The sequence below is a fragment of the Lysobacter sp. FW306-1B-D06B genome, assembly GCF_038446665.1.
Classification (GTDB): Bacteria; Pseudomonadota; Gammaproteobacteria; order Xanthomonadales; family Xanthomonadaceae; genus Lysobacter_J.
Genome location: NZ_CP151802.1, coordinates 1,644,204 through 1,664,679, shown reverse-complemented (window position 1 = coordinate 1,664,679; position 20,476 = coordinate 1,644,204). Strand labels below are relative to the sequence as shown.

The window sequence follows — 20,476 nt, the reverse complement described above, 5'->3', positions numbered from 1 at the left end:
CCATGACGAGAGGGAACCGATCGATGCGTATCAAGCTCCATGCGGGCCTGCTGGCCTGCGCGTTGGTGTTGGGCGGGTGCTCCAGGCAGGACCACGCGGCCGATGCCGAGAGTGCGGCCGACGCCGCGATGGAGGCCCCCGCCGCGAGCGCGGCCCCCGCCGCAAGCGCGGCCGATGCCGCGATGGAGGAGCGCGCGCCCCCCGCCGCGTCGGCTCCGACGCAGCCCGCCTCCGCACCGGCCGATATACAGACGCAGTTGGAATCGGCTGTGGCGACGCAGCCCTCGGGCGAACGGAGCTTCATCCGCACCGCCTCGGCCGAATTCCGCGTGGGCGATGTCTACCGCTCTGCGCTTGCGATCGAGGATCTGGTGGCCCAGCAGGGCGGCTTCGTCGCCAGCAACCGCATCCAGACCCAGGTGTTCGAACGGCAGACGCGCCCCAGCGGCGACGGCAAGCTGGTCGAGCTGTCCACGTACACCGTGCGCGGACAGCTGCAGGTCCGCGTGCCCAGCGAGCGCACGCAAACGTTCCTGCGCGCGCTCGCGCAGCATGTGGAGTTCCTCGACAACCGCAACTTCGAGGCGGTCGATGCGCAGTTCGAACTGCTGCGCCAGCGCCTGGCGTATGCGCGCCACCAGGACGCGCAGCGTTCGCTCGGCGACGTCGCCGCCGAGCGCGGCAAGACCGGCGAAAAGATCGACGCGATCAACGCGCGCGCCGATGCCCAGACGCAGCGCGATGAAGCGACGATCGCTCGGGCGACGCTGGAAGACCGCATCGCTTTCGCCACGATCGACCTGACGCTGTACCAGGCACCTCAGGTGAGCCGCGCCGAACGCATCGACGTCGAAGAGGTCGTGCGTCGCGATGGCCCGGGCTTCTTCGCGCGACTGGGTCATGCGCTGCAGGCGGGCTGGCGCGGCGCGCTGGACGTGTCCATAGCGCTCGCGCTGTTGTGGCCGCTGTGGCTGGCCATGCTGGCGGCGGCGTTCGTCGTGCTGCGCTGGCGCAGGCGCAAGCCCTGACATGCCGACCGTCTTCACCCATGCCGTGGTGCCGCTGGCGATCGGGATTGCACTGGGCCCGCGCGCCATCGATCGACGCTTGCTGCTCGCCGGCGCGGTCGCCGCGGTGCTGCCGGACGCGGACGTCGTCGCGTTCAAGCTGGGCATCGCCTATGCGGACGACTTTGGACATCGCGGCGCCAGCCATTCGCTGGTGTTCGCGGTGACACTGGGCCTGCTCGCGGCCTGCTTCCACGGCGCGCTACGCAGCGCACCATGGAAGGCGGCACTGTGGTGTTTCGCCTGTGCGTTGTCGCATCCGCTCCTGGACGCGCTGACCAACGGCGGGCTCGGCGTCGCGCTGTGGTGGCCCTGGTCGGATGCGCGCCTGTTCGCACCGTGGCGCCCGATCGCGGTGTCGCCGATCGGCGCGGGATTCTTCAGCGCACGCGGGCTTGCGGTCATCGCTTCGGAAATCCGCTGGGTGTGGCTGCCCTGCGCGATCCTCGCGATGACGATCCTTGCACTGCGCCGGGCAGTATCCTCGCGTCCATGAGTTCTCTGCCACACGCACTGACGTCCGAACTGCAATCGCTGCTCGGCGACGGCTGGCGCACGGACGCCAGCGAACGTCTCACGTATGCGTATGACAATTCGCGTCGGCAGGCGTTGCCCGACGCCGTCGCGCTGCCGACGACGACCGAACAGGTCGTCGCGCTGGTGCGCGCCTGCCGCGCGGCGCGCGTGCCGGTAATCGCGCGCGGGCGCGGCACCAACACCACCGGCGCGGCGGTGCCGGTCGCGGGCGGCGTGGTGGTGTCGTTCGAACGCATGAACCGCATCCTCGACATCCGCCCCGGCGATCGCTGCGCGGTGGTCGAGCCGGGCGTGCTCAACGGCGACCTGCAGGCGGCGCTGAAACCGCACGGCCTGTTCTGGCCGCCGGACCCGACCAGCGCCGGCTACAGCAGCATCGGCGGCAACCTCGCCTGCAACGCGGGCGGCCCGCGCGCGGTGAAGTACGGCGCCACGCGCGACAACGTGCTCGCGCTGACGGCCGTTACCGGCACGGGCGAGCTCATCCACTGCGGCACCGCCACGACCAAGGGCGCGACCGGCTACGACCTGCAACGCCTGCTGGTCGGCAGCGAGGGCACGCTGGCGTTGATCGTCGAAGCCAGCCTGCGCCTCACGCCCGCCCCGAAAGCACGCCGCGCGCTGCGCGCGATCTACCGTGACGTGTCATCCGCCGCGCAGGCCGTCGCGCGATTGATGGCGCAGCCGGTCACGCCGTCGATGCTGGAATTCATGGACTGCGATGCCGTTCGCCTGGCGCGCGACGTCGGCGGCGCGGACCTTCCGCCCGATGCCGGTGCTTTGCTGATGATCGAAGCCGACGGCGATGCCCAGACATTGCCGCACGACATGGAGGCGTTGATGCGCGCCGCCGACGGCGACGGGCTGGTGTCGCTCGACGATGCCGCCGACGAGTTCGCGCGCGAGAAGCTGTGGGCCGCGCGCAAGGCGCTGTCGCCATCGCTGCGCACGCTCGCGCCGGGCAAGATCAACGAGGACGTGGTGGTGCCGGTGTCGCGCATCCCGCAGCTGGTCGACGGCGTGCAGGCGCTGTCGCGCGAATTCGACCTGCCCATCGTCTGCTTCGGCCATGCCGGCAACGGCAACCTGCACGTCAACCTGCTTTATCACCCCGAGGACGATGCGCAAACCGCGCGTGCGCATGCGGCGATGGCACGCGTGTTCGCACTGACCTTGTCGCTGGGCGGCACGCTGTCGGGCGAACACGGCATCGGGCTGGCCAAGCGCGAGTTCATGCCGCAGGCGATCGACGCACCCACGCTGGCGATGATGCGCGCGGTGAAGGCGGCGTTCGATCCGGACGGGATCCTCAACCCGGGCAAGCTGCTGCCGGATTGACGCGGGTCTAGAGGAACTGGTCGAGCTTGCGCATCACCAGCATCATCCCGACCACCCAGCACAGGATCACCATCACCACCGCGCCCCAGTTGTTGGCCATCCTGCCGCGACGGCGCTGGACCCAGAACCCCACCGCAAGCAGCACGGTGGGCACGATGAAGAACAACAAGCCGAGCAGCAGCCTCGTCTCCACGCGAATCCTCCTTCGGGTTGGTGCCGGCGCAGCGGGTCGCCTCGGTGTTCGCGCGATGCATCGGCGCGTTCGATCTTACGCCGGGGCCGTGACGCTGGCGCGCTCCCTCCGGGCTCAGGTGAAATGCACGAAGCCGGCCCGGGCCGGCTGCCACTGGCTGCCGTCGGCAAGCAGGGCGCGCACCGCGTCGCCCTCCTCGATGCGGCCGATGCGCGCCACCGGCGTGCCGGCCTCGCGTGCGGCACGTTCGACCTCGTCGCGAAGGTCGGGCGATGCGGTGAAGCACAGCTCGTAGTCATCGCCGCCGCTCGCCTGGAGCGCGCGGCGCGTCTCGCCGTCGAACCTTGCGCGCAGGGCGTCGGATGCGGGCAGGCGCTCCAGGTCGATCTGCGCGCCCACGCCGCTGGCACGGCACACATGCGCCAGATCGGCGAGCAGGCCGTCGGACACGTCGATGCACGCATGCGCCACATCGACCAGGCTGCGCCCCAGTGAAAGGCGCGGCGTCGGGCGATCCAGCCGCGCACGCAGCCAGGCATCGCGTGTGCCGCCGTCGCGCCACTGCGCAAGCGCGCCGGCGGCGTCGCCCGGCGTGCCGCTGATCCAGACATCATCGCCCACACGGGCCGCATCGCGTCGCAGTACGCGGCCCGGCGCGGCGAAGCCATGCACGGTGACGCTGATCGACAACGGACCGCGCGTCGTATCGCCGCCGACCAGCGCGACGCGGTGGAGATCGGCCAGGCCGAGGAAACCGTCGAGGAAGGCCTCCACCCAGCGTTCATCGCCGTCGGGCAATGACAGCGACAGCGTGCACCACGCCGCCTCCGCGCCCATCGCGGCCAGGTCGGACAGGTTCACCGCCAGCGACTTCCAGCCGATGTCGGCCGGCGCGGTATCGTCGGGAAAATGCACGCCGGCATTGAGCGTGTCGGCCGCGACCACGAGGAGCCGGCCGGGCGGCACGCGCAGCAACGCGGCGTCGTCGCCGATGCCCAGTTCCACGTCGTCGCGACGGGGAACGCGGCGGCGGATGCGATCGATCAGATCGAACTCGGGCGCGATGCGATGCACTTCAGCCACGATCGTCTCCATCGCGCCGCGGCGCGTGACAGCGGCACAGTCGCGGCGCGAGGAATCGTCCGTGCGCCGCGATGTTCTCAGCGCGCCTTGGGCGCCTTCACTTCCGTTGCGCGCCACTCGGCGGCGGCATGGTCGAGTACGCCGTTGACGTAGGTGTGACCGTGCTCGGCGCCGAAGCGCTTGGCCGTTTCGATGGCCTCGTTGATCACCACGCGGTACGGCACGTCCGGACGCAGGCGCAGCTCGTAGGCGGCGATGCGCAACACCGCGCGCTCGATCGCGTCGACCTGGTCGATATCGCGGTCGAGGAAGGGCTTGAGCGCCTCGTCCAGCTCGGAGACATGCTGGTCGACGCCGCGCACGAGGTCCTCGAAGTATTCCAGGTCCGCAGGCTCCTTGGCCTGTTCGTGTGCGAACTGCGCAATCACGTCGCGCGCGGTGGCGCCCGACATCTGCCACGCGTAGACGGCCTGGAGCGCGCGGCGACGCGCTCGCGAACGGGCAACGGGATCGATTCCATCCGGACGACGACGGTTCATGGCAGTTGCCCCAGCAGGTGACTCATTTCCAATGCGGCCAGCGCCGCCTCTTCGCCCTTGTTGCCGTGCGTGCCGCCGGCGCGGGCCTCGGCGTCCTCGTGACGCTCCACGGCGAGCACGCCGTTGGCGACGGGCAGCCCGTAATCCAGTTGCACACGCATCAGGCCGTCCGAACAACCGTCGGCCACCTGTTCGTAATGGCGCGTGTCGCCGCGCACGACGCAACCCAGCGCGACCACGGCGGCGTGCTTGCCGGCCTTGGCCAGGCGCGTGGCGACCACCGGGATTTCCCAGGCGCCGGGCACGCGGATCACGTCGACCGCGCTTTCGGCCACGCCGTTGTCGGCAAAGGTCTTGCGCGCGCCCGCGACCAGCGTATCGGTGATGCGCGGGTTCCAGCGGCTGGCGATGATCGCGAAACGCGCGCCTTCGGGGCTGCGCAGGTCGCCTTCGTAGTGGGTCATGGGGTGTTCTTCGTGAAGGGCGGGAATTCTAACCCGTCGCGGCTCCCTCCCCTGTTTAGGGAGGGTCGGGGACGCCGGGGTTCAGTGCGGCAATTCGACGTACTCGACCACTTCCAGCCCGAAGCCGGCCAGGCCAATCTGCTTGCGCGGCGTGCCCAGCACGCGCAGCCGGCCCAGGCCCAGGTCGGCCAGGATCTGGCCGCCGGCGCCGTTGCGCCGCCATTCGGCCAGTGCGTGGGCACGGGCGGACGGGGCCTCGTCGGCGTGCTGGGGCGCGCGGATGCGGGCCAGCAGGCTGTCGGCGTCGGCATGGTCGGCCAGCAGCACCAGCGCGCCACGGCCTTCGGCGGCGATGGTCCGCAGCACGTCGCCCACGGCGGGGCCGAAGTCCGGCCGGCGCCAATGCAGCGCGTCCGCCAGCGGGTTCTGCACATGCACGCGCACCAGCGTCGGCGTCGCGGGGTCGGGCTCGCCGCGGCGCAGGGCGAAGTGCAGCGCGTGGCTCAGGCGATCGCGGTAGGTGACCAGTTCGAACGGGCCGTGCTCGGTCTCGATCGGGCGCGCGTCGACGCGCTCGACCGTGTGCTCGGTGTTCAGTCGGTAGCGGATGAGCTCTTCGATCGAACCGATCTTCAATCCGTGCTCGGCGGCGAAGGCCTCCAGCTCCGGCCGGCGCGCCATGCTGCCGTCGGGGTTGAGGATCTCCACCAGCACGCCGGCCGGCTCCAGGCCGGCAAGCAGCGCCAGATCGCTCGCCGCCTCGGTATGGCCGGCGCGGTTGAGCACCCCGCCCGGCTGCGCCTGCAGCGGGAAGATGTGGCCGGGCTGCGACAGGTCGCTCGCCGCCGCGTCGGGCCGCACGGCCGTGCGCACGGTGTGCGCACGATCGTAGGCGCTGATGCCGGTGGTCACGCCTTCGGCCGCCTCGATGCTGACGGTGAAGTTGGTGTGGTGCGGCGAAGTGTTGTCGCGCACCATCGGCGGCAGGCCGAGCTGACGGCAACGTTCGCGCGTGAGCGACAGGCACACCAGGCCGCGCGCGTGCGTGACCATGAAGTTGATGTCCTGCGGGCGCACGAGTTCGGCGGCCATGATCAGGTCGCCTTCGTTCTCGCGGTCCTCGTCGTCGACGATGACGACCATGCGACCGTTGCGGATCTCTTCGAGCAATTCGGGAATCGGGCTGAAAGGCATGCGTGCGTTCCCTTATGCGTTGACGGCGCGATCGGCCAGCAGCCGTTCGACATAGCGCGCGACGAGGTCGATCTCCAGGTTCACCGCATCGCCCACGTTCGTGTGCGCGAAGCGCGTGTGCGCGACGGTGTGCGGGATCAGCGCGACTTCGAAGCCGGTGTCGTCCGCTTCGTTCACGGTGAGGCTGACGCCGTCGACGCAGATCGAGCCCTTCTTGGCGATATAGCGCAGCAGCGGCGCCGGCGCGGTGAAGCGCCAGCGCTGCGCGCGCGCGTCGGGTTCGATGCGCTCCACGCGGCCCACGCCATCGACGTGCCCGCTGACCAGGTGACCGCCGAGGCGATCGGTCGGACGCATCGCGCGCTCCAGGTTCACCGCGTCGCCGACCGCGAGCGCGCCCAGCGTGGTGAGCGCCAGCGTTTCATTCGATGCATCGGCGGCGAAGCCGCGCGCGTCGAATTCGATGACGGTCAGGCATACGCCGTTGACGGCGATGCTCTCGCCCAGTTGCACGGCGTCGAATGGGAGCGTGCCGACTTCGACGCTCAGGCGGACATCGCCGCCGCGATGCTCGGTGGCGGCCAGCCGGCCGACGCCTTCGATGATGCCGGTGAACATCAGCGCCCTCCCCGCTTCAGGCGCGAGAGGGAGACGAAGGCTACTGGCGAGGTTCCGGCACGCGGATGCGCCGGCGATTGCGGTCGGAGCTGCATATGAAACGTTTCCCGATCAAGAAATGAGCGAAAAACGCCTCAAGGCATGAGGCAGGCGCACGGCACGGGGCCGTGTGCGGCTGTCTTCTTTCATCCGGACTTTCCGGAGCCCACGGTCGCCCGCGATTTCCGACCGTCGGCTCCGGCATTGGACCGGATCTGCTGACCTTCGCGCATTGAGTCTTGCATCAATGTCGAAGCGCTCGCGGGCTCGCACGGACGAACCGTGCCTACCGCCGGTGGGGAGTTCCACCCCGCCCTGAAGACGTTACGAGTTGTTTTTGCCGGCGAACCGGCCCGCGAATTCTAGCACCCGGTCCAGCGCGGGCCCGGCGGATGGTGTGTTCCGGCGATGGTGCGGAAAGGCCGCCGAAGCCCTGCCCGTTCATGCGGACTGGGCGAAGCGGTCCGCCCTAGGCCTTCCGCCGCAAATGCAGGAACAGCGGCCACTGGATCGTCCGCGCCTCGTCCGCATCCCCCCAGGCTGCCGCCAGTGCGGGCGCGTGCCGCGCGACGGGGTCTTCGCCGGTGTCAGCCGCGCAGCGGGCCACGGCGGACATGCTCGACAGGTAACGCAGGAACTGCGGCAGCCGCCATTCCATCTCCAGCCAGAGCGAAGGCGCCGGCAGTGCCGGGAACGGCCACTCGTAGCCGGCGTAATGCGCATCCACCTGCGCCCGCTCCGGCGGCCAGTACGGTTCGATGCGGGAGCGGAACGCCGCCACGGCCTCGACCATGCCCTCGGGCGCGATGAAATCGCCATAGCCCCATGCCGCCAACACGCCACCGGGCGAGAGCACGCGTTCGCACTGCGCGAAGAACGTCGGCCGGTCGAACCAGTGCAGCGCCTGTGCGACCGCCACCAATTGCACGCTCGCGTCGGGCAGTGTCGTGCGCTCGCCGGGCTCGACCGCGAGGCTCACCTTGTCCGTGCCCGGCTGCGCCCAATGCTGCGCGAGCTGCTTCGCACTCGGCTCGGTCGCATGCACGTGGGCGAAGCGCGCCGCGAGCCCGCGCGTGGCCTGGCCGCTGCCGCAACCGGGCTCCCACACGTGCGCCGAGCGCGGCACGACGTCGGCGATCGCATCGAACAGCGCGTCGGGGTATTCCGGTCGCGCCTGCGCATACGCATCGGCGATGCCGGAGAAGTGGTCTTTGAAATCCGCGCCGGTCATGGCGGCTCCTCGAGTGCATGGACTCAGGTTTGCGGATCGGGCCTCATCAGCAGGCGGATGTCCTGTCCGAGGTAGCGCGATTCGACGATCGACATCTTCACCTTCTGCGCCATCGTGTCGATCGCCAGGCCGTCGAACATCGGCCGCGCGCGCTCGCCCAGCAACACCGGCGCGACGTACAGCAGGACTTCGTCGACGAGGCCGGCGCCCAGGAACGCGCCCGCCAGCGTCGCGCCGGCTTCGAGCTGGATTTCGTTGACACCGCGTTCGGCCAGCAGTCGCAGCACGGCGTCGAGGTCGAACCGGCCTTCGTGCACCGGCACGGCCGCATGATCGGCCTGGAAACCGCGCGGCGCCTTCGCATCGGGCGCATGCAGATAAAGCGTGGGCGCATCGCCCTCGCGTACGCGACCGCGTGCGACGGTGGCCAAGCCCGGATCAAGCACCACGCGCAGCGGCGGCACGAAGGGCGTGTCGTCGGGGAAGCGCACGGTGAGCGCGGGATCGTCGGCGAGCACGGTGCCGGCGCCGGTGACGATCGCGCCGCTGCGCGCGCGCCAGTGCTGCACGTCCAGGCGCGAGGCTTCGCCGCTGATCCACTTCGATTCGCCGCTGGCGAGCGCGCTGCGTCCGTCCAGGCTGGTCGCCAGCTTCACGCGCAGCCACGGCCGACCGCGCTGCATGCGCGAGAGGAAGCCGCGGTTGATCGCGCGCGCCTGCGTTTCCATCAGACCCGATTCCACCGCGATGCCGGCCGCGCGCAGCTTCTCGAAGCCGGCACCGTCGACCTGCGGGAACGGGTCGCGCATCGCCGCGATCACGTGCGAAACGCCGGCGGCGATGAGCGCATCGGCACACGGGCCGGTGCGGCCGGTGTGCGCGCAGGGTTCGAGCGTGACGTAAGCCGTGGCACCCTTCGCGCGTTCGCCCGCCTCGCGCAGCGCGAACACCTCCGCGTGGGGCTCGCCGGCGCGCTGGTGCCAGCCTTCGCCGACGACCTCCTCACCGTGCGCGATCACGCAGCCGACCATCGGGTTGGGCTTGGTCGTGTACGCGCCGCGCTCGGCCAGGCGCAGCGCGCGGGCCATCATCGCGTGATCGATTGCGGTGAAGGCCATCAGCGTTTGCCCTTGCGTGGGGACGGCTCGGCGTCTTCGTCGAGCAGCGGCAGCTGCCCTTCGCCGGCGTTGTCGCTTTCCAGCCGGTCCAGTTCCTCGCGGAAATCGGCCACGTCCTGGAACGCTCGGTAGACGGAAGCGAAGCGCACATAGGCGACGTGGTCGAGCTTGCGCAGCTCGGTCATGACGAAATCGCCGACGCGGCGCGAAGGCAGTTCGCGTTCGGCCGTCATGCGCAGGTGATGCACGACGGCGCGCACGGAGGCTTCGATCTGCTCCTCCGACACGGGCCGCTTCTGCAGCGCGCGGTCGAAGCTGGCGCGCAGCTTGCGCGTTTCGAACGCCTCGCGGCGACCGTCGCTCTTGATGATCAGCGGCAGCTTGAGCTCGATGGTTTCCAGCGTGGAAAACCGCTCGCCGCAGGCTTCGCACACGCGACGGCGGCGGATCGTCGCGCCGTCGTCGGACACACGCGAATCGATCACGCGGGTGTCGTTGTGCTGGCAGAAGGGACAGTGCATGAGGACCGGGATTCGTGATTAGGGATTCGTGATTCGGAAGGGCGAAAGCCGGTGGCGTCGATTACGAATCCCGAATCCCGTCATCCCGAATCCCGCTACTCAGCCGTAGACCGGGAACTTCTTGCACTGTGCCGTCACCTTCTCGCGCACGGCGGCGATGACGGTTTCGTCCTTGGGCGCGTCGAGCACGTCGCAGATCCAGTTCGCCAGTTCGACGCAGTCCGCTTCCAGGTAACCGCGCGTGGTGACGGCGGGCGTGCCGATGCGCAGGCCGGACGTGACGAACGGCTTCTGCGGGTCGTTCGGCACGGCGTTCTTGTTGACGGTGATGTGCGCCTTGCCGAGCGCGGCTTCCGCGTCCTTGCCCGTCACGCCCTTGCCGATCATGTCGATCAGCATCAGGTGGTTCTGCGTGCCGCCGGAGACGATCTTGTAGCCGCGCTCGATGATGACCTTCGCCATCGCCTGCGCGTTCTTCACGACCTGCTGCTGGTAGGTGGTGAATTCCGGCTCCAGCGCTTCCTTGAAGGCGACCGCCTTGGCGGCGATGACGTGCATCAGCGGACCGCCCTGGATGCCCGGGAAAACGATCGACTGCAGCTTCTTCTCGATTTCCTCGCCGGCGCCCTTGGCGACGATGATGCCGCCGCGCGGGCCGCGCAGCGTCTTGTGCGTGGTCGAGGTGACCACGTGCGCGTGCGGCAGCGGGTTGGGGTACACGCCCGCGGCGACGAGGCCGGCGACGTGCGCCATGTCGACGAAGAGGTACGCACCGACCTTGTCGGCGATGGCGCGGAAGCGTGCCCAGTCGATCTGCTGCGAATACGCCGAGAAACCGGCGACGACCATCTTCGGCTTGTGTTCGACGGCCAGGCGTTCGACTTCGTCGTAATCGATCAGGCCCTGGTCGTTGACGCCGTACTGCACGGCGTTGAACAGCTTGCCCGAGGCGTTGACCTTGGCGCCGTGGGTCAGGTGGCCGCCGTGGGCCAGCGACATGCCCAGGATGGTGTCGCCCGGGTTCAACAGGGCGAAGTACACGGCCTGGTTGGCCTGCGAGCCCGAATGCGGCTGCACGTTGGCGTAGTCGGCGCCGAACAGCTGCTTGAGGCGGTCGATGGCCAGCTGCTCGGCCACGTCCACGTACTCGCAACCGCCGTAGTAGCGCTTGCCGGGGTAGCCTTCGGCGTACTTGTTGGTCAGCACGCTGCCCTGGGCCTCCATGACGCGCGGGGAGGCGTAGTTTTCCGAGGCGATCAGCTCGACGTGGTCCTCCTGGCGGCGCGCCTCGTTGGCGATGGCCTGGGCGAGTTCATCGTCGTAACCGGCGATGCGGGCGGAGCTGGGGAACATTCGCGAACCTCGGGCGTGGGGTGAACGGGGGGCCGGCGGGGGCCCGAAAAGCTGGCGCGGCCGGGGCGAAGATGGTAGCCCAGGCCTTAAAATGCAGCCAGCGAGCACGCCGGCCGGAAGGCCGTCAACGCGAACATCCCGCCCCAAACCCCACAGGGAATCCTCCGACCGTGAAATGGGTCTTTGTCCTGCTGTTCCTCGCCAGCGCGGTGTACGTGCACCTGCGCGGCCGGGTCCGGCACCGCCTGGGCCGGCAATTGCTGGACCACTCCACCTTCATGGCGCCGATCAACGTACTGATGTACGCCTTCTCGCGCGTGCCGACGACGCCGTTCATCCAGGAGCCCGGCCAGCACTTCCCCGAGCTGGAACCGCTGCGCCAGAACTGGCAGGCCATCCGCGAGGAGGCCCGCCGCCTGCGCGAGCTGCAGCACATCAAGGCCGCCGACGGCTACACGGACGTGGGCTTCAACTCGTTCTTCCGCCGCGGCTGGAAGCGCTTCTACCTGAAGTGGTACGACGAGGCCCACCCCTCGGCGGCCGAGCTGTGCCCGACCACCACCGCCCTGCTCCGCCAGATCCCGAGCGTGAAGGCGGCGATGTTCACCGAGCTGCCGCCGGGCAGCGAGCTGCGTCCCCACCGCGACCCCTACGCCGGCTCGCTGCGCCTGCACCTGGGCCTGGAAACGCCCAACGACGACGGCTGCTTCATCGACGTGGACGGCCAGCGCTACAGCTGGCGCGACGGCCAGTGGACGATGTTCGACGAGACCTACATCCACAGCGCCCGCAACGACACCCAGGCCAACCGCATCATCCTGTTCTGCGACGTGGAGCGGCCGCTGCGCTTCGGCTGGGCCCGCGCCTTCAACCGCTTCGTCGCCCGCAACCTGATCGCCGCCGGCGCCTCGCCGAACATGGAAGGCGACAAGACCGGCCGGATCAACCGCCTGTTCAAGTACTTCTACGCCCAGCGCCTGAAGGCCAAGGCCCTGCGCGAACGCAACAAGACGCTGTATTACGGCCTGAAGTACGCGGCCGTGGCGCTGGTGGTGGCGTTCATCGTCTGGATTTGACGCCGCCGGGCGCTCTCATGCCCCTCCCCCTGCCTCGCAGGGGGAGGGGGCGATTGAGGGAGCGCCCAACCTGAAGCCCGCAGCCGTCAGGCTGGGAAACCGCACCCGCCTGCGGGATAATCGCCGCTTCCAACCGCCCGACGCAGGCCATTCCCGGCCGGCACGGGCGCGTCCCGGTTCCGGAGAGCGCATGCAATACATCTACACCATGAACGGCGTCAGCAAGGTCGTGCCGCCGAAGCGTCAGATCATCAAGGACATCTCGCTGTCCTTCTTCCCGGGCGCGAAGATCGGCCTGCTGGGCCTCAACGGCGCGGGCAAGTCCACGGTGCTGAAGATCATGGCCGGCGTGGACACCGACTTCGTCGGTGAAGCGCGCCCGCAGCCGGGCATCAAGGTCGGCTACCTGCCGCAGGAACCGCAGCTGGATCCGGAAATGACCGTGCGCCAAGCCGTCGAAGAAGGCGTGGGCGATGTGATCAACGCCCAGGCCGCGCTGGAAGCGGTCTACGCCGCCTACGCCGAGGACGGCGCCGATTTCGATGCGCTGGCCAAGGAGCAGGAACGCCTGGAAGCCATCCTCGCCGCCGGTGACGCGCACACGCTGGAGAACCAGCTGGAAGTCGCCGCCGACGCGCTGCGCCTGCCGCCGTGGGAGGCGGTCGTCGGCAAGCTCTCGGGCGGTGAGAAGCGCCGCGTCGCGCTGTGCCGCCTGCTGCTGCAGAAGCCGGACATGCTGCTGCTCGACGAACCGACCAACCACCTCGACGCCGAGTCCGTCGAATGGCTGGAGCAGTTCCTCGCGCGCTACACCGGCACCGTCGTGGCCGTCACGCACGATCGCTACTTCCTCGACAACGCCGCCGAGTGGATCCTCGAACTCGACCGCGGCCGCGGCATTCCGTGGAAGGGCAACTACACCGACTGGCTCGTGCAGAAGGACGAGCGCCTGAAGCAGGAAGAGAACCAGGAAAAGTCGCGCCAGAAGGCCATCCAGAAGGAACTGGAATGGGCCCGCCAGAACGCCAAGGGCGGCCGCTCCAAGGGCAAGGCGCGTCTTGCGCGCATCGACGAGCTGCAGTCGGTCGACTACCAGCGCCGCCAGGAAACGAACGAGATCTTCATTCCGCCGGGCGAGCGCCTGGGCAACAAGGTCATCGAGTTCAAGAACGTCAGCAAGAAGTTCGGCGACCGCCTGCTCATCGACAACCTGTCGTTCTCGGTTCCGCCGGGCGCGATCGTCGGCATCATCGGCCCCAACGGCGCCGGCAAGTCGACGCTGTTCAAGATGATCACGGGCCAGGAGAAGCCCGACAGCGGCGAGATCGACATGGGTTCGACCGTGAAGCTGGCCTACGTCGACCAGAGCCGCGACAAGCTGGAAGGCAACCACAACGTCTTCCAGGAAGTCTCCGGCGGCCTGGACATCCTCAACATCAACGGCATCGAGATCCAGTCGCGCGCTTACATCGGCCGCTTCAACTTCAAGGGCCAGGACCAGCAGAAGATGGTCGGCTCGCTGTCGGGCGGTGAACGCGGCCGACTGCACATGGCCAAGACGCTGCTGCAGGGCGGCAACGTGCTGCTGCTCGACGAACCGTCCAACGACCTGGACATCGAAACGCTGCGTGCGCTGGAAGACGCGCTGCTGGAGTTCCCGGGCAACACGTTCGTGATCTCGCACGATCGCTGGTTCCTGGACCGCATCGCCACGCACATCCTCGCCTTCGAAGGCGACTCGCACGTGGAGTTCTTCCAGGGCAACTACCGCGAGTACGAGGAAGACAAGAAGCGCCGCATGGGCGACGAAGCGGCCAAGCCGCATCGCCTGCGCTTCAAGGCGTTGAAGTGACGATCTGACCCGCGCCCGCATCTGCGGGCGCGGCTTTGTCAGATCGTCATCCCGGCGAGGCCGGGAGCCAGGCCCGCAGCTGTCCGACGCAAGTGAGTTCGTTACAGATCTGGAGCTGTCATCCCCGCGAAGGCGGGGATCCATACCTCCGCCGTATCACGCCTGACGAAGGGTGACGCGTTTGCGAGTTGGATGGTGCCGCCATTCGGCGGCCCAGAAGACCCCGCCTTCGCGGGAATGACAACAAAGAACAAGAAAGACAAGGACCCAGCATGACCTTCATGTCATCCCTGAAACATCGCTGGAGTGAAGCCGACTCCCTGGTCTGCGTCGGCCTCGATCCCGAACCTTCCAAATTCCCGGCAAAGTTCGCGAACGATCCCGATGCGGTCTTCGCCTTCTGCCGCGACATCGCCGACGCCACCGCGCAATACGCCTGCGCGTTCAAGCCGCAGATCGCGCACTTCGCCGCCCTGGGCGCGGAAGGCGCGTTGCAGCGACTCATCGCGCACATCCACGCCACGCATCCCGGCGTGCCGGTGATCCTGGACAGCAAGCGCGGCGACATCGGCAGCACGGCACAGCATTACGCGTCCGAAGCCTTCGACCGCTACGCCGCCGATGCGGTGACGGTGAACCCGTACCTGGGCCGCGATTCCGTGCAGCCCTTCCTGGATCGCGCCGATCGCGGCGTGGTGATCCTGTGCCGCACGTCGAATCCGGGCGCGGGTGATCTCCAGGATCTCGTCATCGACGGCCGCCCGCTGTACCAGCACGTCGCCGAGAAGATCGCGCGCGAATGGAACGGCAACGGCAACTGCTCGCTGGTCGTCGGCGCGACATGGCCGGCGCAGCTGAAGGAAGTGCGTGCGATCGTCGGCGAGGTGCCGTTCCTGGTGCCTGGCGTCGGCGCGCAGGGTGGCGACGTGGAAGCGGTCGTGACGAACGCGAAGACCGCTGACGGCACCGGCCTGATGGTGAGCAGCTCGCGCGCGATCCTGTATGCCTCGTCGGGCGCGGATTACGCGCAAGCGGCTGCGAATGCGGCGCGTGAGTTGCGCGATCAGATCAACCGGTATCGCTGAAATCCACGCGCCGGTTCGCTGAACCACGCGCGCCGTGGGTGCTTGAGCCCCTCTCCCACCGGGAGAGGGGTTGGGGTGAGGGTCGGCGGAGTGTCAGCGCCGGAGCTCGCGGGGCCGCTATCAAGCCGATCGCAAGAAGCAAAATGGATTCCAGCTTTCGCTGGAATGACGGTGAAGCAGCGTCGAGGCTGCGGGCCTGGATCCCGGCCTTCGCCGGGATGACAGCAGGGTTCTGCAGTGCCGCACAGTCACGGATTTCGATAGCGAGATCGCTGCCATCCATGGCGTCACGCAACGGGCTTCGGATCGCCCGGCCCGGCCATCCATGGCCGGGCGTTCGGCAGGCCACGCGGCAGTGCCGCGTAAGCGGCCTGCCTCACCCCAAGAACCCCACCTTCGACGAACCGAAGTTCTCGATCCCCGGGAAGATCGTGCTCACCTCGCCAGCCGGCAGACCGAACCACTGCGCCAGCGTCGCACCCATCTGGTTCACCGACATCGTCGGCACCATGCGTCCGCGACCGACCGCCTGCGCGCCGTCGAGTTCCAGCAGCGGGTAACCGCCCCACACCTGCTGTCCACGCAGCGCGCCACCATTGGCCGCCGCACCGCCCATCACCAGCTGCACGCCGCCCCAGCCGTGGTCGGTGCCGTTGCCGTTGCTGTTGAGCGTGCGACCGAAGTCGCTCATCGTGAACGCCGTGGTGTCGTTGAGCGCGCCGATCTCCGCCAGCGCCGCGCGGAACGCCGCCAAGCCTTCCGACAGCTGCCGCAGCAACTGGCCGTGGCCGTTCGCCGCCATCTGGTTCTGGTGCGTGTCGAAACCGCCCAGGCTTACGTAGTAGATCTGCCGGCGGTGGTTGATCGCCGACGTCCGGCTGGCCTTGATCATGCGCGCGACCATGCGCAGCTGCGAGGCGATGTTGCTGCCGGTCGGGAACACGGTGGCGATGTCGCCGCCGTTGACCGGGTCCAGCGCCACGCGCAGCGTGTCGTTGAGGTTGATCGCGCTTTCGCCGATCACCGCGTACTGGTCCTGCATGATCGGCGTGTGCGAGGCCTCGATGATCCCGCGCAGCGATTCGTAGCGGATGCGGTCGGCATTGTTGCCGTTGTTGCGGAAGCGGTTGATCGTCGCCGCGCCGCCGGAGGACATCGCGAACGGCAGCGTCGTCTGGCCGAACTGGAACAGGTTGCTGCCGGAGATCGAGATCGACGGCGGCAACGACTGCAGCCCCAGGTTCGACGCTTCCACGCGGTCGCCGAGCAGGCCGCCCCAGCCGGTGACGCCGGCGCGGTTGGTGTGCCCGCGCATCCACAGCTTCTGCTGATCGTTGTGCGAGTACAGGTACGGCGGCAGCGCCTTCAGGCGGCGGACGACGTCGTCCTTCGTCAGCGGCACCGTCAGCGGCCCGACGTTGGCCAGGAACGCCAGTTCACCCGCATCGAACAACGGCTTCATCGCCGCGCAGCCGGGATTGAGGCCCCAGGTCTTGCCGCCGGTGTCGGTGACCTGCACCAGCGCGTCGCGCGCATAGCCCAGGCCGAACGGATTGGTGGTGGCCTCGAACACGCCACCGCGGCTGGTCAGGTACGCCGCATGCTCGGCCGCCTCGTGCGGGATCAGCATGTTGAACGAGTCGCTGCCGCCGAACAGGAAGATGCATACCAGCGCCTTGTAGTCGTTGCCCGGCAACGGCTCGGCGGCGAATGCGCGGCCGACGAGTTCGAGCTGCGGCATCAGCGCATAGGTGGCGCCGCCGGCGATCACGGCCTGCACGCGGCGCAGGAACGCGCGGCGGTCTTCGCGAATGGAACGGGACATGGTCGGGCTCCTAGCGCTGGATCGCGAATTCGGGGGTGGCCATCGCCAGCAGCACCAGCGACTTGGCGCGGTTGCCGGCGGACTCGTTGGCGGTGGCGAGGCGGTCGAGCATCCCCACCATCGCCTGCGACGTGGCGGCGCTGAGCGCGCCATGGAACATCAGCAGGTTCACCCGCTGCACCATGCCGGCGTGGTCCTTCGCTTCGGCCAGCGCGGTGAGCTGCACGAGGTCGAGGTACGGCGCATTCGAGGTCGTCGTCGGCGGTGTGGCGGCGTTGTTCCAGACCAGCGAATCGTGCTGGTTGAGCATGCTCAGGTACGTCGCTTCCGTGAGGATCTGGAACTCCGGCGCGAACATGCCCTGCACGCCGTCGGCGGCGGGAAGCCGGTAGTCGGGCTCGAAGAAGTTGAACACCGACGGCGCGCGTTGCGATTCCTGCTGCAGCGAGGCGCTCAGGTCGCCCGCGTTGGAGAACGCGAAGCGCACCTCGCCCGTCGCGGCAGGCACGTAGCGCGCGTTGAAGGCACGCCACACTGTGGCCAGCTTCACCAGCGGTTCGCGTGCCTTGCCGAAGCTGCCGCTCGTGGGCGGCAGGCGTGCTTCGATGTCCAGCAGCACGGCGCGGATCACGCGACCCAGATCGCCCCGGCTGTCCACCCACACGTTCGCCACGCGCTCCACGTATTCGCTGCTGGGATTGCTGGTGACGAAACGCTGGATCAGCTGGCGGCTGATGAACGGCGCGACGTTGGAATGCCCGGCGAGCGCGTCCAGTGTCTTGCTCAGGCTCGCCACGCAGTTGTTGCCTTCGTTGATGACGATGCCATCGAAGATGGTCTTGGGCTGGTCGTCGTGGAAGGCGGCGTGGCATTCCATCGGTGCGTAGCTGGTGTTGTCGCCGCGGCCGAATTGCGCGTCGGTCTGGCCGGCATAGGTCCACCCGGTGAACACGCGCGCCATGCCGCTGACGACCTGCTCGTCGTAGGTCGGAATCGTCTGGCCGCTGGCATCCAGCACCGGCGTGAAGTTGCGGTTGCGCTTCACCAGGCCGATGGAGAACAGCTGCATCACTTCGCGGCCGTAGTTCTCGTCGGGGGTGATGTTGCGGCGCGGATCGGCCTTGCGGTTGCCGACGTGGCTGAGGAAGTAGCCCATCGCCGGATGCACGCTCACCTGCTCCAGCAGCGTGCGGTAGCTGCCGAACGCGCCACGCGCCAGCGTGTCCTGGTAGTCGGCGATGCGGAACACGGTGGCGTTGGAATCGGCGACTTCGCGATCGGACACCACCATGATCTCGCTCAGCGCGAAGGCCATGCGCAATCGCAGCTGGTCGCGCCCGTTCGCCGCCTGCCACAGCCAGTAGTTGCGGCGATTCTGCGGCGTCGGCGTGGCGACGCCGTTGGCGACGAGCTGCTGCAGGTGCGGCAGCATCAGCGTCGGCGTCTCGGCGATCTGCTCGTCGATCCAGCGCTTGTAGCCGATCTGGCGCACGCGCGTGATCTCGGCCGCGGTTGGTCCGAACGTCGCCTGCGTGAGGAAGCGCGCCGCGTCGGCGTCGGTGGCCGGGATGTCGGGATACGGCGCCGGCTGCTGCGGCGTGCCCGGCGAACCCCCGCTCCCGTCGGACGGCGGCGCGAAGGTGCCGCCATCGCTACCACCGCCGCCCCCGCACGCGGTGAGCACGCAAAACGCGAGCGCGAGCATGCCGGCTCGCGCGCCCTGCCTGATGTCCATGAGAATCCCCTGTCGGCCGCAAAGCACGCGGCGAGCGGTGCGCACGGTAGCGCGCACACCCCTGCCACAATCGGCGCTACGTCCGGGTTTCAAAATCCTGAACGTGACCGGTGTATCAACTCTGCAACGCGGCTTTTGCCGCCTGGGGCGATCGGACGGCCGGGGCCGGTGGGCGGCATCACGCGGCGCAGGCGACGATTTCCCGATGCTGCGCTGCGCGACACCGCGCTAACCTCCACGCCCGCCCTCCCCCAGGACTCGCCATGTCACGCCCTGCGCCCCGCTTCCTGGACTCGCTGTTCAAGCTGGGACGGCACGGAACCGACGTGCGAACCGAGGTGATCGCCGGCATCACCACCTTCCTCACCATGTCCTACATCGTGTTCGTGAATCCGAGCATCCTCGGCAACACGGGCATGGACACCGGCGCGGTGTTCGTCGCCACCTGCCTGGCCGCGGCGATCGGATCGCTGGTGATGGCCTTCGCCGCCAACTACCCCGTCGGCATGGCGCCGGGCATGGGCCTGAATGCGTTCTTCGCCTTCACCGTGGTCGGCGCGATGGGCTACACCTGGCAGCAGGCGCTGGGCGCGGTGTTCGTGTCCGGCGTGGTGTTTTTGCTGCTCACCATCACCGGCGCGCGCGCCTGGCTGATCGCCGGCATTCCGCATTCGCTGCGCAGCGCGATCACCGCCGGCATCGGCCTGTTCCTGGCGATCATCGCGCTGCAGAAATCCGAAGTGATCGTCGGTGATCCCGACACGCTGGTCGCGCTCGGCAACCTGCGCCAGCCCGAGCCGCTGCTCGCCGTCGCGGGCTTCCTGCTGATCGCGGTGCTGGAAGCCTGGCGCGTACGCGGCGCGATCCTGATCGGCATTCTCGCCGTCACCGCCACGGCGCTGCTGTTCGGGCGCGTGCAGTACCACGGCATCGTCGACCTGCCGCCGAGCCTGGCGCCGACCTTCATGCAACTGGACATCCGCGGCGCGCTCGGCGGCGGCGAAGGGTTTTCGCTCGCGGCGATGCTGCATGTGGTGATCGTGTTCGTGCTGGTGGAGGTGTTCGACGCCACCGGCACGCTGATGGGGGTCGCGCGCCGTGCCGGGCTGCTTCCACCGGACGATGCGTCCGCCGCGCAGCAGAAGCGTTTCGGACGTGCGCTGTTCGCCGACAGCACGGCGATCCTCGCCGGCTCCATGCTCGGCACCAGCAGCACGACGGCGTACATCGAAAGCGCCTCGGGCGTGCAGGCCGGCGGCCGCACCGGACTCACCGCGCTGGTGATCGCCGCGCTGTTCCTGCTCGCGTTGCTGTTTTCGCCACTGGCCGCGATGGTGCCGCCGTACGCGACCGCGCCGGCGCTGCTTTTCGTTGCCGGGCTGATGCTGCGCGAACTCGGCGACGTGCACTGGGAAGACCTGACCGAAGCCATCCCCGCCGCGCTGTGCACGCTGGCGATGCCGTTCACCTACTCCATCGCCAACGGCCTGGCTTTCGGCTTCATCGCCTATGCGGTGCTGAAGCTGTTCACCGGACGCGCGCGCGAAGCGCATGCGGCCGTGTGGGTGGTGGCGGGGTTGTTCGTGCTGCGGTTTGCGCTGGAGTGAG

Annotated in this window: 19 protein-coding genes and 1 riboswitch; of the genes, 7 read left to right on the top strand and 12 right to left on the bottom strand. The window is 68.6% G+C overall.

The features are described from left to right. The first annotated feature begins 23 nt into the window (after window positions 1-23). From AAFF32_RS07675 to AAFF32_RS07665, 3 genes are read left to right on the top strand one after another with little or no spacing between them, the layout of a single operon-like run. Window positions 24-1,028, top strand: coding sequence for a DUF4349 domain-containing protein (locus tag AAFF32_RS07675; protein WP_342316990.1), 1,005 nt, complete (start codon window positions 24-26; stop codon window positions 1,026-1,028). A 1-nt stretch (window position 1,029) separates the two neighbouring features. After that, complete coding sequence (locus AAFF32_RS07670) at window positions 1,030-1,563, top strand: metal-dependent hydrolase (protein WP_342316989.1); 534 nt, start codon at window positions 1,030-1,032, stop codon at window positions 1,561-1,563. Then, window positions 1,560-2,942, top strand: a complete 1,383-nt coding sequence (locus tag AAFF32_RS07665; RefSeq protein WP_216960274.1) for an FAD-linked oxidase C-terminal domain-containing protein — start codon at window positions 1,560-1,562, stop codon at window positions 2,940-2,942. Before AAFF32_RS07670 ends, AAFF32_RS07665 begins: the two co-directional genes overlap by 4 nt. 7 nt (window positions 2,943-2,949) lie before the next feature. Here the strand turns inward: AAFF32_RS07665 and AAFF32_RS07660 are convergent, their stop codons facing one another. The 10 genes from AAFF32_RS07660 to glyA all read right to left on the bottom strand — a co-directional run bounded on the left by AAFF32_RS07660 (window position 2,950) and on the right by glyA (window position 11,295). Then, complete coding sequence (locus tag AAFF32_RS07660) at window positions 2,950-3,135, bottom strand: hypothetical protein (protein WP_216960279.1); 186 nt, start codon at window positions 3,133-3,135, stop codon at window positions 2,950-2,952. 114 nt (window positions 3,136-3,249) lie between these two features. Further along, window positions 3,250-4,209, bottom strand: coding sequence for a thiamine-phosphate kinase (gene thiL, locus AAFF32_RS07655; RefSeq protein ID WP_342317247.1), 960 nt, complete (start codon window positions 4,207-4,209; stop codon window positions 3,250-3,252). An 86-nt stretch (window positions 4,210-4,295) separates the two neighbouring features. Beyond that, complete coding sequence (gene nusB, locus AAFF32_RS07650; protein ID WP_216960285.1) at window positions 4,296-4,757, bottom strand: transcription antitermination factor NusB; 462 nt, start codon at window positions 4,755-4,757, stop codon at window positions 4,296-4,298. Beyond that, window positions 4,754-5,221 (bottom strand): 6,7-dimethyl-8-ribityllumazine synthase, encoded by a 468-nt coding sequence (gene ribH, locus AAFF32_RS07645; RefSeq protein ID WP_216960288.1) that lies wholly within the window; start codon window positions 5,219-5,221, stop codon window positions 4,754-4,756. Before ribH ends, nusB begins: the two co-directional genes overlap by 4 nt. Window positions 5,222-5,302: 81 nt before the next feature. Continuing rightward, complete coding sequence (gene ribB / locus AAFF32_RS07640) at window positions 5,303-6,415, bottom strand: 3,4-dihydroxy-2-butanone-4-phosphate synthase (RefSeq protein WP_216960291.1); 1,113 nt, start codon at window positions 6,413-6,415, stop codon at window positions 5,303-5,305. Window positions 6,416-6,427: 12 nt separating this feature from the next. Then, window positions 6,428-7,033: a riboflavin synthase gene (locus tag AAFF32_RS07635; protein ID WP_342316986.1), complete on the bottom strand. Its 606-nt coding sequence runs from the start codon at window positions 7,031-7,033 to the stop codon at window positions 6,428-6,430. A 173-nt stretch (window positions 7,034-7,206) separates the two neighbouring features. After that, window positions 7,207-7,399: riboswitch (FMN riboswitch) on the bottom strand. A 142-nt stretch (window positions 7,400-7,541) separates the two neighbouring features. Next, on the bottom strand, window positions 7,542-8,303 hold the full coding sequence (locus tag AAFF32_RS07630) for a class I SAM-dependent methyltransferase (protein ID WP_342316985.1): 762 nt from the start codon (window positions 8,301-8,303) through the stop codon (window positions 7,542-7,544). A gap of 23 nt (window positions 8,304-8,326) precedes the next feature. Beyond that, on the bottom strand, window positions 8,327-9,421 hold the full coding sequence (gene ribD / locus AAFF32_RS07625) for a bifunctional diaminohydroxyphosphoribosylaminopyrimidine deaminase/5-amino-6-(5-phosphoribosylamino)uracil reductase RibD (RefSeq protein ID WP_342316984.1): 1,095 nt from the start codon (window positions 9,419-9,421) through the stop codon (window positions 8,327-8,329). Continuing rightward, complete coding sequence (gene nrdR / locus AAFF32_RS07620; RefSeq protein WP_216960303.1) at window positions 9,421-9,942, bottom strand: transcriptional regulator NrdR; 522 nt, start codon at window positions 9,940-9,942, stop codon at window positions 9,421-9,423. Before nrdR ends, ribD begins: the two co-directional genes overlap by 1 nt. A gap of 99 nt (window positions 9,943-10,041) precedes the next feature. Further along, a complete protein-coding gene (glyA, locus tag AAFF32_RS07615) occupies window positions 10,042-11,295 on the bottom strand; it encodes a serine hydroxymethyltransferase (RefSeq protein ID WP_216960306.1) in 1,254 nt (417 codons plus the stop codon). 170 nt (window positions 11,296-11,465) lie between these two features. Here glyA and lpxO point away from each other — a divergent pair, with 170 nt between their 5' ends. From lpxO to pyrF, 3 genes are all read left to right on the top strand, one after another. Further along, the gene (gene lpxO / locus AAFF32_RS07610; RefSeq protein WP_342316983.1) at window positions 11,466-12,371 is read left to right on the top strand and encodes a lipid A hydroxylase LpxO; all 906 of its coding nucleotides are present in this window, start codon (window positions 11,466-11,468) and stop codon (window positions 12,369-12,371) included. 190 nt (window positions 12,372-12,561) lie between these two features. Then, complete coding sequence (ettA, locus tag AAFF32_RS07605; RefSeq protein WP_216960325.1) at window positions 12,562-14,223, top strand: energy-dependent translational throttle protein EttA; 1,662 nt, start codon at window positions 12,562-12,564, stop codon at window positions 14,221-14,223. Between the two features lie 272 nt (window positions 14,224-14,495). Continuing rightward, complete coding sequence (pyrF, locus tag AAFF32_RS07600) at window positions 14,496-15,308, top strand: orotidine-5'-phosphate decarboxylase (protein WP_216960328.1); 813 nt, start codon at window positions 14,496-14,498, stop codon at window positions 15,306-15,308. Between the two features lie 376 nt (window positions 15,309-15,684). On the opposite strand, the gene AAFF32_RS07595 is transcribed toward pyrF, so the two are convergent. Together AAFF32_RS07595 and AAFF32_RS07590 are read right to left on the bottom strand one after the other, a co-directional pair. After that, window positions 15,685-17,133 carry a DUF1501 domain-containing protein gene (locus AAFF32_RS07595; RefSeq protein ID WP_342316982.1) on the bottom strand — a complete coding sequence of 483 codons (1,449 nt, stop codon included), beginning with the start codon at window positions 17,131-17,133 and terminating at the stop codon, window positions 15,685-15,687. Window positions 17,134-17,143: 10 nt separating this feature from the next. Beyond that, window positions 17,144-18,868 carry a DUF1800 family protein gene (locus AAFF32_RS07590; protein WP_216960335.1) on the bottom strand — a complete coding sequence of 575 codons (1,725 nt, stop codon included), beginning with the start codon at window positions 18,866-18,868 and terminating at the stop codon, window positions 17,144-17,146. Window positions 18,869-19,131: 263 nt separating this feature from the next. Here AAFF32_RS07590 and AAFF32_RS07585 point away from each other — a divergent pair, with 263 nt between their 5' ends. Continuing rightward, window positions 19,132-20,475, top strand: a complete 1,344-nt coding sequence (locus tag AAFF32_RS07585) for an NCS2 family permease (protein ID WP_216960337.1) — start codon at window positions 19,132-19,134, stop codon at window positions 20,473-20,475. Window position 20,476: the final 1 nt, after the last annotated feature.

Bases quoted from the DNA above. Each gene is read 5' to 3' on its own strand.
- AAFF32_RS07675 (WP_342316990.1), top strand. From the start codon at position 24: ATGCGTATCAAGCTCCATGCGGGCCTGCTGGCCTGCGCGTTGGTGTTG.
- AAFF32_RS07670 (WP_342316989.1), top strand. From the start codon at position 1,030: ATGCCGACCGTCTTCACCCATGCCGTGGTGCCGCTGGCGATCGGGATT.
- AAFF32_RS07665 (WP_216960274.1), top strand. From the start codon at position 1,560: ATGAGTTCTCTGCCACACGCACTGACGTCCGAACTGCAATCGCTGCTC.
- nusB (WP_216960285.1), bottom strand. From the start codon at position 4,757: ATGAACCGTCGTCGTCCGGATGGAATCGATCCCGTTGCCCGTTCGCGA.
- ribH (WP_216960288.1), bottom strand. From the start codon at position 5,221: ATGACCCACTACGAAGGCGACCTGCGCAGCCCCGAAGGCGCGCGTTTC.
- ribB (WP_216960291.1), bottom strand. From the start codon at position 6,415: ATGCCTTTCAGCCCGATTCCCGAATTGCTCGAAGAGATCCGCAACGGT.
- AAFF32_RS07635 (WP_342316986.1), bottom strand. From the start codon at position 7,033: ATGTTCACCGGCATCATCGAAGGCGTCGGCCGGCTGGCCGCCACCGAG.
- AAFF32_RS07630 (WP_342316985.1), bottom strand. From the start codon at position 8,303: ATGACCGGCGCGGATTTCAAAGACCACTTCTCCGGCATCGCCGATGCG.
- ribD (WP_342316984.1), bottom strand. From the start codon at position 9,421: ATGGCCTTCACCGCAATCGATCACGCGATGATGGCCCGCGCGCTGCGC.
- nrdR (WP_216960303.1), bottom strand. From the start codon at position 9,942: ATGCACTGTCCCTTCTGCCAGCACAACGACACCCGCGTGATCGATTCG.
- glyA (WP_216960306.1), bottom strand. From the start codon at position 11,295: ATGTTCCCCAGCTCCGCCCGCATCGCCGGTTACGACGATGAACTCGCC.
- ettA (WP_216960325.1), top strand. From the start codon at position 12,562: ATGCAATACATCTACACCATGAACGGCGTCAGCAAGGTCGTGCCGCCG.
- pyrF (WP_216960328.1), top strand. From the start codon at position 14,496: ATGACCTTCATGTCATCCCTGAAACATCGCTGGAGTGAAGCCGACTCC.
- AAFF32_RS07595 (WP_342316982.1), bottom strand. From the start codon at position 17,133: ATGTCCCGTTCCATTCGCGAAGACCGCCGCGCGTTCCTGCGCCGCGTG.
- AAFF32_RS07590 (WP_216960335.1), bottom strand. From the start codon at position 18,868: ATGGACATCAGGCAGGGCGCGCGAGCCGGCATGCTCGCGCTCGCGTTT.
- AAFF32_RS07585 (WP_216960337.1), top strand. From the start codon at position 19,132: ATGTCACGCCCTGCGCCCCGCTTCCTGGACTCGCTGTTCAAGCTGGGA.